The sequence below is a fragment of the Cyanobacteriota bacterium genome, assembly GCA_025054735.1.
GTDB lineage: Bacteria > Cyanobacteriota > Cyanobacteriia > SKYG9 > SKYG9 > SKYG9.
In genome coordinates this window covers 1-13,419 of the sequence record JANWZG010000051.1, presented here as the reverse complement: position 1 = coordinate 13,419, position 13,419 = coordinate 1, and the positions used below count along the sequence as shown (strand labels likewise).

General features: G+C 48.4%; 11 protein-coding genes. 6 read left to right on the top strand and 5 right to left on the bottom strand.

Features of this window, described 5'->3' with window-relative positions; translation table 11 throughout:
* A partial coding sequence (gene hemC, locus NZ772_04160) for a hydroxymethylbilane synthase (GenBank protein MCS6812752.1) occupies positions 1-577 on the bottom strand: 577 nt, incomplete at its 3' end.
* Positions 578-715: 138 nt separating this feature from the next.
* Positions 716-1,075 (bottom strand): single-stranded DNA-binding protein, encoded by a 360-nt coding sequence (locus tag NZ772_04155; protein MCS6812751.1) that lies wholly within the window; start codon positions 1,073-1,075, stop codon positions 716-718.
* A 339-nt stretch (positions 1,076-1,414) separates the two neighbouring features.
* Between NZ772_04155 and NZ772_04150 the strand changes: the two genes are divergently transcribed.
* The 3 genes from NZ772_04150 to mreD all read left to right on the top strand — a co-directional run bounded on the left by NZ772_04150 (position 1,415) and on the right by mreD (position 3,890).
* Positions 1,415-2,419 carry a rod shape-determining protein gene (locus tag NZ772_04150; GenBank protein MCS6812750.1) on the top strand — a complete coding sequence of 335 codons (1,005 nt, stop codon included), beginning with the start codon at positions 1,415-1,417 and terminating at the stop codon, positions 2,417-2,419.
* Between the two features lie 134 nt (positions 2,420-2,553).
* Complete coding sequence (gene mreC / locus NZ772_04145) at positions 2,554-3,321, top strand: rod shape-determining protein MreC (protein MCS6812749.1); 768 nt, start codon at positions 2,554-2,556, stop codon at positions 3,319-3,321.
* Positions 3,322-3,323: 2 nt separating this feature from the next.
* Entirely contained in the window at positions 3,324-3,890 is a 567-nt protein-coding gene (gene mreD / locus NZ772_04140; protein MCS6812748.1) for a rod shape-determining protein MreD, read from the top strand.
* A 13-nt stretch (positions 3,891-3,903) separates the two neighbouring features.
* Here mreD and NZ772_04135 read toward each other — a convergent pair whose 3' ends face one another.
* Positions 3,904-5,925 (bottom strand): GAF domain-containing sensor histidine kinase, encoded by a 2,022-nt coding sequence (locus NZ772_04135; GenBank protein MCS6812747.1) that lies wholly within the window; start codon positions 5,923-5,925, stop codon positions 3,904-3,906.
* A gap of 619 nt (positions 5,926-6,544) precedes the next feature.
* On the opposite strand from NZ772_04135, the gene NZ772_04130 reads away from it, so the two are divergent.
* Positions 6,545-6,730: a hypothetical protein gene (locus tag NZ772_04130; GenBank protein ID MCS6812746.1), complete on the top strand. Its 186-nt coding sequence runs from the start codon at positions 6,545-6,547 to the stop codon at positions 6,728-6,730.
* 23 nt (positions 6,731-6,753) lie between these two features.
* On the opposite strand, the gene NZ772_04125 is transcribed toward NZ772_04130, so the two are convergent.
* Positions 6,754-7,179, bottom strand: a complete 426-nt coding sequence (locus NZ772_04125; protein ID MCS6812745.1) for a hypothetical protein — start codon at positions 7,177-7,179, stop codon at positions 6,754-6,756.
* Positions 7,180-7,300: 121 nt separating this feature from the next.
* On the opposite strand from NZ772_04125, the gene NZ772_04120 reads away from it, so the two are divergent.
* Positions 7,301-7,684: a histidine kinase gene (locus NZ772_04120; protein MCS6812744.1), complete on the top strand. Its 384-nt coding sequence runs from the start codon at positions 7,301-7,303 to the stop codon at positions 7,682-7,684.
* A gap of 240 nt (positions 7,685-7,924) precedes the next feature.
* On the opposite strand, the gene NZ772_04115 is transcribed toward NZ772_04120, so the two are convergent.
* Positions 7,925-11,149, bottom strand: coding sequence for a 5'-nucleotidase C-terminal domain-containing protein (locus tag NZ772_04115; protein ID MCS6812743.1), 3,225 nt, complete (start codon positions 11,147-11,149; stop codon positions 7,925-7,927).
* Between the two features lie 820 nt (positions 11,150-11,969).
* Here NZ772_04115 and NZ772_04110 point away from each other — a divergent pair.
* The coding region (locus tag NZ772_04110) for a ShlB/FhaC/HecB family hemolysin secretion/activation protein (GenBank protein MCS6812742.1) at positions 11,970-13,419 on the top strand (1,450 nt) is incomplete at its 3' end.

Sequence of the window (13,419 nt, the reverse complement as noted above, 5' to 3'; positions counted from 1 at the left end):
CCATGTCTAGTCGTTGTAGTCCAGCCGCTGCCAAAATCAGCGCATCATATTCGCCATCATCTAGCTTCTGTAATCGGGTATTCAGATTGCCTCGAACATCCTTAAACGTTAAGTGAGGATAGTAGTGACGAAGTTGTGCTAGGCGGCGTAGGGATGACGTGCCAATAACAGCACCTTCGGGCAAGGTATCAATTTGCTTATCGCGGTGTTTGGCATGGACAACCAGTGCATCAGCAGGATTCTCTCGCTCTGTGATTGCTCCCAGCACTAGACCCTCAGGTAGCCGCGTAGGCAAATCCTTCAGTGAGTGCACTGCAAAGTCAATATTGCCATTCAGCATCCCTATTTCTAGTTCCTTTGTGAACAGACCCTTATCCCCAATTTTTGCCAAGGCTACATCTAGAATCTTGTCTCCTTGGGTGCTCATGGTCTGCACATCAAAGGTGCGATCGGGAAAACGCTGCTGTAGTTGCTCTTGCACCCAATAGGTCTGAACCAGCGCTAGTTGACTCTTGCGGGAACCTATCCGGATTGTGCGAGTAGAACTCTCAGCAGTAGGGGATGCAGTTGAAGACATAGGATGACCAAAATTTTGAGCAACATTGTGAAAGCAAGCCCTGCTCACAATGATTCAGCTTTTCTAGATTACCGCACTGCGTGACTTCCATGTCGAATGCTTTCTGCTGAATTGCTGCAACTCGACAGACCTTAGACCTCAAAACTCATCCGCTGCTGAACCTAATGATGCTTCATCGTCCTGTTTCGAGCCTAGTAGACTCAGTTGATCTACCCGAATGAACGGTTTTGAGCGTGCTATGCCTGTATTACGGTCTTGCCAATTATCGAATCGTAGTGAGCCTGTAACGCCAATCAAGCTACCCTTACGAACGTAATTGGCAGCTATCTCGGCTGTTTTCTCCCATAGCTCCAACTCAAACCAGTCCGGTTCATCACTGTTGCGACTGCGTCGCCGAACGGCAAGGGTCAACCTACATTTCACTTTACCGGAATCAAAGTATTTCACATCCGGATCAATACCTACCCGACCCACAAGGTTTACAATGTTGAGGCTCATATCTGTTGCTAGATAAATTTACTGCTGGATTAGTCAACGTTAGAACAAACTTATAAGTTGTTGACGTAGACGAACTTTTGACTTTGGTTGACCTACGGGAACTCTAACCCCCGACTTTCTCGACATTCTATCAGGCATATCTCAAGCAAAGTCCATACGAATGCCTAGATTCCTTTACAAAAACGTAATAAAATCTGTTCCGGCATGATAAAGTTGCGGCATCAGGTTAGAAGGTTTGCTTGGATCTGTTTACTTGGATCTGTAAAGTAGTTTTTGTTGAGAGCTAAAGAGACGGAGAGATTTGTGGGTTTCTTGAACCGCTTTTCACTTTCAAGGGACATGGGTATTGACCTTGGTACTGCCAATACCTTGGTGTATGTATCAGGCAAGGGGATTGTGCTGCAAGAGCCATCTGTGGTTGCCATGGATGAAGATAGGGGCATTCCTCTGGCGTTTGGTGAAGAAGCTAAGCGAATGCTAGGACGCACACCTGATAACGTGGTGGCAAAGCGACCTCTACGAGATGGGGTGATTGCAGACTTTGACATGGCTGAGCTTATGTTAAAGCACTTCATTAACCGTGTGCACGAGGGAAGAACGTTGGTGTCGCCGCTGATTGTGATTGGCATTCCCAGTGGTGTAACTGGTGTAGAGCGACGGGCGGTTGAGGAAGCTGCCAAGGAAGCAGGTGCCCGTGACGTTAAGTTGATTGATGAACCTGTAGCGGCGGCGATCGGTGCTGGTTTGCCGGTCGCAGAGCCAACTGGCAACATGATTATCGATATTGGTGGCGGCACGACTGAGGTGGCTGTCTTGAGTTTGCAGGGCACGGTTTTGAGTGAGTCAGTTCGAGTAGCGGGGGATGAACTCAGCGAATCGATTATCCAGTACATGAAGAAAGTTCATAATCTGGTGATTGGTGAGCGCACTGCTGAAGAAATCAAGATCAAAATTGGGTCTGCTTATTCATCCCAGAATGTTGATCAAAATACGATGGAAGTACGTGGGTTGCATCTTTTGTCTGGTTTACCCAGAACTATTACCGTGAAAGGCCCAGAAATTCGAGAAAGTATGGCAGAGCCTTTGTCTGTGATTGTAGAAGCAGTCAAACGTACTCTGGAGCGTACCCCGCCTGAGTTGGCTGCGGATATTATTGACCGGGGAATTATGCTAGCAGGTGGTGGAGCTTTGCTTACTGGTCTCGATACGCTGATCAGCCACGAGACGGGGATTGTCACCCACGTTGCTGCTGATCCTCTAAGTTGCGTAGTGCTGGGCACTGGCAAGGTACTGGAAAACCTAAAGCAATTACAGCGAGTATTCAGCCGTTCTCGGCATTCCTAGCTATGTTGACAAGAGACTGCTGTTAGTTGTTGGTAGTTAATGATGTCATCTCGACTTGGTTATTTAATTGATTGTGTCCTGATTTGATCGAATCCCTGTGGCTGTGTTGTGAGTGGAGTTAGACAAATCACGTTATGGCTATCCTACGTCGCTGGCTAAATCGTCACGGCTTGTATGCTGGATTGATCGGTATCGCTGTTGGCACAGCCTGGGTAGTTCGGCAAACTCAGGGGGCTGTTATTCTTGATGCTTACTATACGTTAGTAGCCCCCTTCCAGAGAATGCCTACACAGGAGCAAGTTCTTACCAATGCTAGAGTGAAAGAGTTGCAGGGCCAGATTGCGGAGCTAGAGAGTCAGACTCAGCGACTGCAAGAATTACTTGATTACCGTAGCACTAAGGTTCCCCAAGGTATTGTTGCGCCTGTGATCGGTCATGGGGCTGATCACTGGTGGCAACAGATTACAGTGGGCAGAGGTCGTCGTGATGGAATTCAGGTTGGGTATATTGCCACTGCACCTGGGGGCTTGGTCGGTCGTGTTGTGCAAGTTACGAATTCTACCAGTCGAGTGTTACTTTTAAGCGATGCTAGCCACCGAGTTGGTGTAATGGTTAGCCGTAGCCGACATATGGGTTACCTACGTGGCCAAACCTCGAACCGCGCAGTGTTTCAGTTTTTTGAAAAGGCACCTAGCATTCGTCGCGGTGATGTAGTAGTCACATCCTCCTACAGCAACCACTACCCAGCCGGGATCGTTGTTGGAACGATCGAGTCAATCGACCTAAACAAAAGTCCGTCTCCAGAAGCTGTGGTTCAGCTCTCTGTGCCTATTACTTACTTGGAGTGGGTCGTACTGCAACCAGGTATTCAACCAGATAGGCCGTCTGCCAATAATGAATAGAAATGGTTAGGCACAAAAGCTTAGGCAATAGCTGGAATTTTTCCCCCATCGGAGTTTTCGTGGCAAACTGGCTAGTTATTGTCAGTTCAGTTCTGCTATGCGTGGTCATGTCATTAGTACGCCTACCTGGTATGCACCTTGTGGGTATCGGGCCTAACTGGCTACTGATTTGGGTTGTGGCCTGGAGTGTGAATCGTACTCCTCTGCAGGGCATTCTGGCAGGGTTAGTTTTGGGGCTGATTCAAGACGGTATGACTGCCTTTGAGCCAACCCATGCTTTTAGCTTAGCAACAGTAGGGTTTTTGACGGCTCGTTTGCAGAAGCATCGGTACATCCAAGAAGACTTTATTTCCGTTGCTTTGATCACATTTGGTATGGCTGTCGTGTCGGAAACAATTATGGCGCTTCAGTTTAGCTTGCAGGGCGATCGTTATCTCCTTGAAATCTGGACGAATCAGCAACAAGTTGTTGTAGCCTCTGCAATTCTCAGTAGCCTGTGGTCGCCTATTGTTTCTTATCCCCTTAACCGCTGGTGGAACTATGTCAAAACTCTACGCCAGCTTACATGAGTCGAGGTTGACTCTATCTTAAAACGGTTAGATGTCGGCTAGGCTTGCTTTTTACTGGAATTTCTACAATAAACTCAGTATCTTTACCCGGTTCTGAGTGACACTCTAGCTGACCATGATGTTGGTTGACCACAATTTGGTAACTAATAGCCAATCCTAAACCGCTGCCCTGCCCAACAGCCTTGGTGGTGAAGAAGGGATCAAACATTTTGCTCTGAACCTCCGGTGGAATGGAAGGGCCACTGTTAGCAATGGTGATTCTGACTCGATGCTGTTCACCCTCTGAATCTGAGACAGCTTCTGTCCGCAAAGTCAAGCGTTTTGGGTCTGTATCCAATGCCTGTAAAGCCTCCAGAGCGTTCATGAGTAGTCCCATGAAGACCTGATTTAGCAAGCCAGGGTAGCATTCGACTGATGGCAGGTTGCCATAGTCTCGAATCACTAGGATACCCTCAAGCTGTTGACTAATGAGAGAGAGACAACTTTCTAGCCCATCGTGAATGTCCACTACTTTACTACCAACTTCATCAAGTCGAGAAAAATTGCGCAATGCCTTGACAATCTGGCGAATGCGTTCAGCACCTGCTGCCATGGATGAAATGATGTGGGATAAATCTCCCAAAATAAAATCCAATTCAATGTCGTCCATCACAGCTTGCACAGTGGCTGCAGGCTGAGGGTAAGCCGTGCGATATGCTTCTAGCAACCTAAGCAAATCATGGATATAGTCTTTGATGTAAGGTACATTCCCGTAGATAAAACTAATGGGATTATTAATTTCATGGGCAAGCCCGGCCACAAGTTGCCCCAAACTAGACATTTTTTCACTCTGAATCAATCGAGCTTGGGTTGCTTGTAACTCTCGTAGGGTTTCTGCTAGGCGCTGGGCCTGAGCGGCACTAGCGATCGCCTGTTGTTGTGTTCTAGCATACAAATGTGCCTGTTGGATAGAAATTGCAAGCTGGTCAGCTACGGCGTGGGCAAGCTGTTGGTCAAACTCTGACCAGTATCGAGTACTAGAGCATTGATTTAGATACAAGATTCCATACAGCGTATCATTGGCTTGCACTGGGATCACCAGCGAAGACTTAATCTCAGCTCGTTGATACTCCGTATTATTTACCCCTATTCTTGGATCATTAGCTACATCTGGGATGACGACTGGCTGTCGATGCTGAATGACCCATCGTGTTATAGGGCCATCTGTGTCGAAATCAGCAATTGAGGGTGCGAATGGTTCTCGACAGGTTTCATACAGATGCTTGCGCCGGAATGCCGTACTTGATCGTGAACTTGGGCTAGATGGTGATGGGTCAAGTGGCTCTACTAGATGCACCAAACAGCGATCGGCCTGGAGCGCCTCTAGCAATTGGGAGATTGCCTCAGTCAAAATGATTTCTAGATCAAAACTCTGCCGCGTTTGGGTGGTAATTTGATTAACGAGGTGCTCTCGTTGTGCTTGGCGCTGCGTTTGTTCGTACAGGCGAGCTTGATGGAGGGCGATTTCCAGTTGCTGTGCCACTGATTGCATAAATTCAATATCAGCAACTGTCCATAGTCGCGATCGTCTCACCAAACAGGCCAAGTACCCTATAGCATTAGGCTGTTGTTGCCTAACTGGGATCAGCAAATAGCTAGGAAACCCAAACAAGTAAGCGACTGTGGGAACCTGTGGCCTTCTCAACTGAGAGACCCACCGCACAACTGCACGCCACATATCTGCTCCTAGAACAACACCACTGGCCACCAAGTCTTGGCGCAGCAGTGACGGGGCCAATCCCTCGAGTTCAGCGATCGTGTAGTTTTTCCGTATGGAGGACTGCTCAGTCACGCGACTGCATTCATGGAGAATACGAACATGTTGGTTGATCAAGTCACAACAGAAAAACACACACGAGTCCAGATCCAGCAGTGTAGCGACTTCATTAACAGCAGTCTGGATAACAACTTCAGATTCTAGCGAGCTGCGGATACGATCAATAACTTTACGCAGCGTTGAGCTACGTCGCTGGGTGTTCTGAAGCCAATAAAGCATTTGCAAGGTCAAATCTAGTACCTATCATGAATGTCAGACATAGGAACCCTGATAGTTAAGCCTTAATTATCAAGCAGCCGCCCTCTGGCTGTAGTAGCTTACTAAACAAACTGGAGTTTGAAATAACAAGTGAGCTTAACAATAAAATTCATCACTAGGGTGATTAATGTAGGTTAACTGCAAAAGACCAGCAGTTAGGGAAACGACCAGTCTCTCGTTGAGGAGAGGTTAACACCACAAGGCAAGGTTAACGCCACTCAGAACTGGAAACTGAAGGAAAAACATCATGCTGTGATTTATATGAGACACGATTTATATGAGACACAGTGCTCGCCTCGCTCTGCTAGCAAGATAATTACTTTAAATATTAGGGGTTCATGACGTAAATGCTGCAGTGCAATCACACTATTGCTCAGCTCGCCAGCATAAAGCTAAGGCATTAATTCCATGCTCGACTAGATGAAACCTATCTTAGGTAGTCCGTTGCTTAACGAAATGTAGTGTTAAGTTCCGCAATCTTTACTAGGCAGTAGCCCTGAGGATCTGTCAAGGTTGAAATAAAGAGGTGCATGACTGCTCTCTCTAGCACTATTGTTGTCATTCTATTGATTATCAACCTATGGCTCCCGCTTCTGATACCATTCGTCTTAAGTTTCCGCTCTGGGAGTTTCTCAATCAACCCTTGTTTGATCCCAGTCAAGCATTCATTTGGCATCCGCGCAAATTTTGGCACTACTACAACCAGCAACTTTTGGAACGCTGCTGGTATCGAACTTGTCAATCTGAAGGGCAACAACTAAGTTGAGCAGCGTGGCCAAGACAGAAGGATTAGGTTGAGCTAGTGAACATCTGCAAAATTTCGCGGCAAAAGGCCCGGAGTTGTTCTTGGGTTTCTGGGATGGGGTAACAATTTCCCTCAAACGCCCACTGGTTAACAGTGGAGAAGTGCCATTGTTTGCCTTGGTGGTCAAAGCCTGCTAGCTCTAGGCCGATCGCCCGTTTTTCGGCTGTCTGCTCATCTTCGTGAAAGCGAATTTGTACAAGGATACTGCGACTTTGGAATCGGCGAGACCGCCCTGGAAAGTGAAATCCTAGGTCGATGGAGTCGGGATCAACCAACTTTTGGGTATCGGGATCATTCATCCAGGGCTTCAGATCGGCTCTTGCGTCTGGAAATTCCAACTTGAAGCGATTCACGATTGCGGCAATTTTGCTGGCTAGGTCAACACTAACCGCCTGTTCAGCAGCGTTCACACTTACACTCCTAATGACACAGGTTTTGATACATTAAGGTAACTGAAGAACTTCAGTTATCACAAGCCTACATGGGTATAAGTGAGTATTTCTCTGAACTGCTATCTACTCAGTCGCTGTCATGAACACGTCCTGCCACATCATTGTTGAGGGCAATCCCGCTATCATCTATGCCAGCAGAAATGGCTTGCCAGAGAAAGTTATGCCCACGCTGGTGCGATTCCTAGAGAAATTTTGGCAAGAACGAGACAGCTCTGGTGAGTATGCTGATACACCTGAATGTTTAGTAGCACAAATTGTTGTGCGTTTTGGGTTTGAGAGCTGTGAAGATGATTTCTCTAATCTTCGGGTTGGTGTTAACTACGCACCTGATGTGAGCTTCTTGTATCAAATCCTAGAAACTCGAACCATTAATATTTGGGTGCCCTCACCTGAGTATCAGGTTAGTCCAAATTTAGGGCTAACTGCTTGTAGGCTCTGGTCGTCGCCTGTTGTCTCTACTTAACCTACTACGGTTGGGAAATTCTAGAGGGCTTCCGGGCGGCAGGCAGAAGAATTGGGCAAAAAGCATCAAATAACAAATAAGAACAAATAAGCAGCAAAAAGGGGATTATCGTTACCGAATCCCCTGAGTAGTTATCCATAGAGGTACTTGACTGTAAACGTCTGCTACAGGCAACTGGCTGCAACCTGTGGAACTAGGGTTATCATCCGCTATTCCACAGGTCACAGGATTACGATCAATTTAGGTAATCGTAACACGTACAATGACATCGTTGTAGTCTACGTCACCACCGCCGGGAAGATCCTCAAATCCGAAGGTGTTGTTACCCAAAAGGCGCACATGATCTACCCTACCAGGATTAGCTGCCAAGTAGGGGAAGTAGATGGCTGTGCCTGCTGGCAAGGTGTTGGTTTGTGCCTGTGCGACAGTACCACCATTGGTGATAATGAATGGAGCCAGGATGGAGCCAGCGGCGATCGTGGCTGTAAAGGTTGAAGTGCCTTGGTTAGGTACCGACAGGTCAACTCCAGTTACTCGTGCCCGCATTGCTGCTGCGGCATAACCTGCACTACCTGGATTGATCAACGTACCGTTGTCATTAATGGCACCCGTTTCGTTGGCGACCCGGTAGAAGCCCACCAAGTTGTTGAAAGCAGCTTCTCGATTGACAGTGAAGGTAGCTGTGACATTGCCAGTCAAGCTGCGGAGATCCAGCACTTCGCCCTGTTGATCACCTTGCAACGAGGTAGCGATTGCCGCGGGGCCGCTTGTTGGTGTGATATTAAGTTGCACAGTACCCAAGTTCACAGAGAAGCTGGTGCCACTTTGGGAAATGGTAAAGGCATTTTCACCGATCGTAACGCGGCTGATGGGAATTTGACCAGCCAGCACACCATCCACGGTGCCATTCTGCACAATGAAAAAGCCCAACCGCGCGCCCAGACCTAGCCCGGTGACAATCCGCTCTAAATTAGCCTGGTTAAAGCCAGTAGGACTGTTAGCGATCGCTGAGAAAATTACCTGACCACGGCGGAGGGCATTTGCCGCTGTCACACTGGACAGGGTTTCGCCCTGCTGTAATACAAACACACCCACTTCATTCACCGTAGTGCCAGATTGCCCTGTCAGAGTCACCCGCAGGCGAGGAGCACCGTTCAGGGTCAGTTCCTTGCCATTGAGGAATGCTGCTCCACGGCCCACTGTATCAGTACGCTGAGCGAGATTTTGAATGCGTGTGTCTCGGGATGCTGGCGTATCAGGAACATCAAAGGGGGTACGAGTAAAGAACTCCCGCATGTACTCAGCAAAGGCATCCTGTTCAGTGCCTGCAACAGCAAACGTTGCCCGATTTACTGGAATGTTCAAGGCAGGATCACGCACGCCGTTCAAATTCAAGTCTTCACCAGGATCCAGAATGCCATTACCATTGGTGTCAGGTTCACCCAATAAATCCACTCGATTGACACGGGTTGGGTTTGCCTTTGTCCAACGCGCTAGGGGGTAAACGCTATCGGTTAAGGTAGGGACAGCAGCCGTGGGATCCCCAGCCAGGAAGTTGAGGGTGATGATCCGAATCAAGCGGTTGGGATCGCCGACAACGTTACCGTTCTGGACGATCGTGTCCCTAGTAGAGCCATCATCGTTAATTAGCACCAGGTTTTTAATCTTAGTGCCTTCAGTAGTGACATTACCATTGTTGTCGAAGACGATCGCCGTGCCATTGCGATCCCAGCTAAAGGAAACACCACCTACTTGGGGGAAGTTACCATTGGTTTCACCTGGGTCTACATTACTAACACTCGCCTCAAACAGGTCTTTGATCTGCTTAGCGGTGAGGGTCAACAGCGTCAAACCATTATTGAAACGCAGAGAGTTCTCAATATCTAGGGTAGAAATATTCCCGACGGGCTTATTGGGGACTAGCTCATTGGGTTGGGGAGGCAACCGTCTAATACCAGAGGGATCCGTTGCCCCGGCTGACCCAGCGCTATCTACTACGCCAATGTTGTCACGGATACCACCACCGTTCTTGAGCGATACTAGTACCCTATTGTCTACCAGGCGACCATACCAGGCATTGGCATCAGCCGTTAAATTACCAAAGTTAGTTTCTTCGTTCCGCACATCGAACCGAGTGCCGTTGAGAAATTCGCTAGTGTTACCAAAGAAGGTACCATCTTTGCTTTGGATGACCGTCCGAATACCGGAAGTGATGGCCACAATCTTTTGGTGTTCGGTATTTAGAGCAGCGCCAATCTGCGCAGACAGGTCGCCAGCAGCGTTAAAGTTGGTTGTGCCGTAGACACGATCAACCCCTGCTTGGTTAGTGGCATAGGCACCATTGATGTTAGGACTTAAGCTAGAGGGAATGATCCTGCCCGCCGCATCAAACTCAACTACAAATCGGTTCACATACTGGTAGTTGGATGCCGAACTGACAATGTATACAGGTTGCCCGTCTCGATCCGTCCGTATTAGAGGAAAGCTAGGGTTATTAAGACCCACATCGCTAGGGCGACGAACATCTGTACTGTCGAAGAACTGGGTGTGGGAACCAGCAGCGAAAATCACATCTACGTTCCGCAGGCGTGGAGCCAACTCGTCTGCTTCTAGCTGGAACTGCTGCATGTGCCCCAGCAGGATAATCTTGTTGATACCTGCGGCGGTGAGGGCATCCACCTGGGCTTGGATGATCGTCGCAAGAGCGGCAAAATCAGTGGGGTTGCTTGGATTCACCCCAGTTGCACCGGGGGAAGAGATGCTGCGTAGGGTGGGTGTAGTCACACCAATCACACCGACGCGATCGTCATCACCCACTAGTGCCGGTAAGGGAGCATTCGCACCAGCTTGGGCTGGCGTATCACGCACACCATTAGGACCGTTGAGATGAATAATTGTGCTTTTCGCTAGCTTGGTTGTGATGTTTTGATATTCGGCTGTAGTTTGCCCAGTCGCTCCCGGGTTACCACCACCTAGGTCAGAGTTAGCAATACTGTTGCCCGTAGCAATCTCTGGTACGAAGTCTAGGTTGACGCTCAAGTAAGGGAACTGGGTACCGTTGCTGCCCCCACCCGGACGGATAATGTCTCGAACTTGGCGCATCCCCAAATCAAATTCGTGGTTGCCCAATACTGATGCCTGTACACCTAGGGCATTCATGATAGACACATCACCCCGCCCTAGGGTTGGTGCTGTGCTAGTACCCAAGCCACCCACACCATTAAGTGATAGGTCACTGGAAGCATTGAAGAAGGGGCTAGGAATGTAATTGTCGCCACCTAGCAGCAATATCGTGTTGTTGAGGGTTGCCTGGTCGATACCGAAGGTGGCAGGGTTGGTGTTGGTTCTGAGGCGGTTCCACACTGCCGAGAAGCGAACAGCATCCGAGGTCTGGGGAGACGTTCCGGCTGCAGGAACGCCTGCCTCGAAGTCTGAAGCATATAGAATTTGGACTCTGGTCGTCATAAAAAAACCTACAGCTAGTGAGCATAGCAGCCTGGGGTCAGGCAAGCATGGCTAGAATAGCGCAGCAATATTAAGAAGACTGGGTTAAAACTTTAAGGGGAAACTATGAGCAGGTTAAGAATACAGCTTCATTTGCCCTGAACATTGCCAGTAGTCACTACTGAATGTTGCCAGCAGAATTGCCAGTAGTAATTAATCGTGTAGTGTATGCTAGCCTAACTACCGAATATACTTCTCGTGGTGTTATTTTGTTTCAGGGTTAGTTCATGGTCTAGTTGGGTCGTAACTGTGCGTGCAGTTTACGTGTCAGCAGCAGCTACAGAGTTAAATAAATCACAAAATAGCAGTTGGGTATTGTATGAAAGCTGGACGTTGGTGTGAGGTTATCGTTTCCAGTGTCATCTTTGTTTCATGGTCACCACCAATTTATGCTGGTTGCATAACCTGTTCTTCTCTTAACGATGAAGCTTTCTCAGCAGATCGTTACCCTGTGCAGTTAGATACTCAGCGAAAGGCTCAAATACACTTGTATACGCCTCATCATTCTGCTGCTGCTCTGTCACCAGTCTTGATCACGTTGTCAGATGTACCCTCGTTGTCTGAAGCTGTAGTGACCCCTGAACAACTTCACCCTAGCTACTCACACCCTAGTCGCTCAACAGTGGTTGAGTTTACGCCCTCAACAACTACCCTCACACACCCTAGGTTTTTGGCGGCATCAAACTCCCCGACCCTTAGCTCATCTACTGAGGAGATTAATTACAGAACACAACAATCCAGCGCGAAGTCTTTAGTTCAGCTTGAGGTTGCACAAACATTTGTGCTTCAGAAAATTGTTGTGACTGGTAACACGGCAATATCTGATGCTGAGATTGCTGAAATTACACGGCCTCTTGAGGGCACCACAGTTGATTTCCAAAAGCTCCAGGCAGTGGCTGATGGTATTACCCAGCTCTATCTCGATCGCGGCTATCTTACCTCCCGTGCCATTATTCCTGAACAGACCGCAGCTAATGGTGTTGTGACGATTCAAGTGATTGAGGGGGGTCTAGAGCGCATTGAGGTGCAAGGCAATCAACGGGTTAGTACAGAATACATCCGCAGCCGTGTCGCTTTGGGGGGAATCACACCGCTCCGCCAAGATCGGTTGGAGGATCAACTGCGATTATTGCGATCGGATCCGCTATTTGAAAATGTGGAAGCAAGCCTTAGGGCGGGTGAAGGAGTTGGCAAAAGCATCCTGGTCGTTCGCGTCACTGAAGCTAACCCTTTCTTAGCTAATTTTAGTGCTGATAACTATTCCCCGCCTAGCGTGGGGTCTGAGAAGCTGGGGCTTGGTTTTGGGTTGCGGAATGTCACTGGCGCAGGTGACCAGTTTTTAGCATCCTACAGCTTTAGCACTACTAGTGGGTCTAGCTTGTGGGATCTCAGCTATCGCTATCCCCTTAATCCCATGAATGGGACTATTCAACTGCGCTTTGCTCCTAGTTCCTATCGAATTACGGATCCAACGTTTGCTGCCTTTGGGATTCGAGGCACTACTGACCTGTATGACATTACGTTTCGCCAACCCCTTGTCCGATCGCCCCGGGAAGAATTTGCCCTCTCCTTTGGTTTCACTTACCAACGGGGGCAAACCTTTTTGTTCAATAACATTCCCCAGCAATTTGGGATTGGCCCTGATGCCGATGGTGTAAGCACGACCAGTGTGTTGAAGTTTGGACAAGACTATGTCAGTCGTGATATTCAAGGGGCTTGGGCATTGCGATCGCAGTTTAACTTTGGCTTAGGTATCTTTGGGGCTACTAGCAATCCTGAGCCAGTGCCTGATGGTAGTTTTTTTAGCTGGTTGCTACAAGCTCAGCGGGTGCAATTGCTGAGTCCTGATCAACTCTTGATCATTCAGGCTGACTTGCAACTGGCGGCAAATACTCTGTTGCCATCTCAGCAATTTGTCATTGGTGGTGGACAGTCTGTGCGCGGCTTTCGCCAGAATGTTCGATCGGGGGATAATGGCTTTCGATTTTCCATTGAAAACCGCATCACGGTTCAGCGCGATGAGTCTGGTGCACCCTTAGTGCGGCTAGCTCCGTTTTTAGACATTGGTGCAGTTTGGAATGTGGACGGTAATCCTAATCTGTTGCCCTCTCAAACATTTCTAGCAGCCGCTGGTATTGGCTTTCTATGGGAACCACTTCCCCGCCTCAACATTCGCTTAGACTATGCTGTTCCGTTTATTAACCTGAACGATCGAGGCATTAACGTACAGG

Coding starts and splice junctions, on each gene's coding strand:
- NZ772_04155 (MCS6812751.1), bottom strand. CDS start 1,075: ATGAGCCTCAACATTGTAAACCTTGTGGGTCGGGTAGGTATTGATCCG.
- mreC (MCS6812749.1), top strand. CDS start 2,554: ATGGCTATCCTACGTCGCTGGCTAAATCGTCACGGCTTGTATGCTGGA.
- NZ772_04115 (MCS6812743.1), bottom strand. CDS start 11,149: ATGACGACCAGAGTCCAAATTCTATATGCTTCAGACTTCGAGGCAGGC.
- NZ772_04135 (MCS6812747.1), bottom strand. CDS start 5,925: ATGCTTTATTGGCTTCAGAACACCCAGCGACGTAGCTCAACGCTGCGT.
- NZ772_04150 (MCS6812750.1), top strand. CDS start 1,415: ATGGGTATTGACCTTGGTACTGCCAATACCTTGGTGTATGTATCAGGC.
- NZ772_04130 (MCS6812746.1), top strand. CDS start 6,545: ATGGCTCCCGCTTCTGATACCATTCGTCTTAAGTTTCCGCTCTGGGAG.
- mreD (MCS6812748.1), top strand. CDS start 3,324: ATGGTTAGGCACAAAAGCTTAGGCAATAGCTGGAATTTTTCCCCCATC.
- NZ772_04120 (MCS6812744.1), top strand. CDS start 7,301: ATGAACACGTCCTGCCACATCATTGTTGAGGGCAATCCCGCTATCATC.